The 2,054-nt window shown below is 75.0% G+C and carries 2 protein-coding genes; both read left to right on the forward strand.

Features of this window, described 5'->3' with window-relative positions; translation table 11 throughout:
* A partial coding sequence (locus G3I65_RS08830) for a DEAD/DEAH box helicase (RefSeq protein ID WP_160695659.1) occupies nt 1-1,386 on the forward strand: 1,386 nt, incomplete at its 5' end.
* Nucleotides 1,383-2,054: SWIM zinc finger family protein (locus G3I65_RS08835; protein WP_345944075.1), on the forward strand; the 672-nt coding region annotated here is incomplete at its 3' end. The genes G3I65_RS08830 and G3I65_RS08835, both read left to right, overlap by 4 nt.

Consider the following 2,054-nt stretch of genomic DNA (forward strand, 5'->3'; position numbering starts at 1 on the left):
CCGGCCGGGCTGGCCGCGCAGCTGCGGGACTACCAGCTGCGCGGGCTGCAGTGGCTGGCCACGGTGACCGGGCTGGGGCTCGGCGGCTGCCTGGCCGACGACATGGGCCTCGGCAAGACGGTCACGCTGATCGCGCTGCACCTGCACCGCGCGTCGGGGCCGACGCTGGTGGTGTGCCCGGCGTCGCTGCTGGGCAACTGGGAACGCGAGATCCGCCGGTTCGCCCCCGGGGTGCCGGTGCGGCGCTTCCACGGCAGCGCCCGCTCGCTGGCGGACCTCGACGGGTTCGTGCTGACGACGTACGGCACGCTGCGCACCGATCCGGCGCCGCTGGCCGCCGTGCGGTGGGGTCTGCTGGTCGCCGACGAGGCACAGCACGTGAAGAACCACCGCTCGGGCACGGCGAAGGCGTTGCGGCTGGTGCCGGCCGCGGCGCGGGTGGCGCTGACCGGCACGCCGGTGGAGAACACGCTCTCGGAGCTGTGGGCGATCCTGGACTGGTCGGCGCCGGGCCTGCTGGGGTCGCTGGCGGAGTTCCGGGAGCGCTGGGCGAAGCCGATCGAGTCCGGCGACCCGGCGGCGGCCGAGCGGCTTTCGCGGCTGCTGCGGCCGTTCCTGCTGCGGCGCCGCAAGTCCGATCCGGGGATCGCGCCCGAGCTGCCGCCGAAGACCGAGACCGACCGGCCGGTGGCGCTGAGCCCGGACCAGGTGGCGCTGTACGAGGCGGTGGTGCGGGAGCTGATGGCCGACATCGCCGCCAGCGACGGGATGGCGCGGCGCGGGCGGATCGTGAAGCTGCTGACCGCGCTCAAGCAGATCTGCAACCACCCGGCGCAGTACCTCAAGGAGCCGGGTGGCCGCTCGGGCAAGCTGGAGCTGCTCGACGAGCTGCTGGACACGATCCTCGCCGAGGGCGGCGCGGTGCTGGTGTTCACCCAGTACGTCGCCATGGCGCGGCTGCTGGAGAAGCACCTGGCCGGGCGCGGGATCGCGACGCAGCTGCTGCACGGCGGGACGCCGGTGGCCCGCCGCGAGGAGCTGGTGGCGCGGTTCCAGGAGGGTGCGGTGCCGGTGTTCCTGCTGTCGCTGAAGGCCGCCGGGACGGGGCTGAACCTGACCCGCGCGGACCACGTCGTGCACTTCGACCGCTGGTGGAACCCGGCGGTGGAGGACCAGGCGACCGACCGGGCCTACCGGATCGGGCAGACGAAACCGGTGCAGGTGCACCGGCTGGTGGCCGAGGGCACGGTCGAGGACCGGATCGCGGCGATGCTGCGGGAGAAGCGGGCGCTGGCGGACGCGGTGCTGGCCGGTGGCGAGGCGGCGTTGACGGAACTGACCGACACCGAGCTCGCGGAGCTCGTCGAACTGAGGAGCCGCGGATGACCGACGACCGGGTGCGCGGGTTCCCCGCGTTCGGAGCGGCCGGGCGGTTCGCCCGGTCGTGGTGGGGGCGGGCGTGGGTCGGCGCGATGGAGGACACCGCGCTGGACCTGCGGCAGCTGAAGAAGGGCCGCCGGTACGCCGCGGCCGGGCTGGTCGGGCCGATCACGGTCAGCCCGGGCCGGATCGCTGCGGTGGTCGAGGACGCCGATGGCGGGCCGTTCCGCACGGAACTGCGGCTGGCGGAGCTGTCGGACGGCGACTGGACGCGGTTCTTCGACCGGGTGGCGTCGCGGTCCGGGCACCTGGCGGCGCTGCTGGACCGGGACATGCCGCACGACCTGGTCGAGGCGGCCGACGACGCCGGGGTGCACCTGCTGCCCGGGATCGGCGACCTCGACCCGGAGTGCGACTGCCCGGGCTGGGAACTGCCGTGCCGGCACGCAGCGGCGTTGTCGTTCCAGGCGTCGTGGCTGCTGGACGCGGACCCGTTCGTGCTGCTGCTGATGCGCGGGCGGGGTGAGCGGGAGATCCGGGAGGAGCTGGAAAGCCGGATCGCACCGGTGGCCGAGGCCGTCGTCCCGGCGGACCGGACGCCGGGGCCGCTGCCGGACCTGGCGGCGTTCCGGCCGTCGGGCGCGCCGTCGATCCCGGCGGCGCCGGGAGTGCCC

This window comes from Amycolatopsis sp. SID8362, from assembly GCF_010550475.1.
In the GTDB taxonomy this organism is placed as follows: Bacteria; Actinomycetota; Actinomycetes; order Mycobacteriales; family Pseudonocardiaceae; genus Amycolatopsis; species Amycolatopsis eburnea.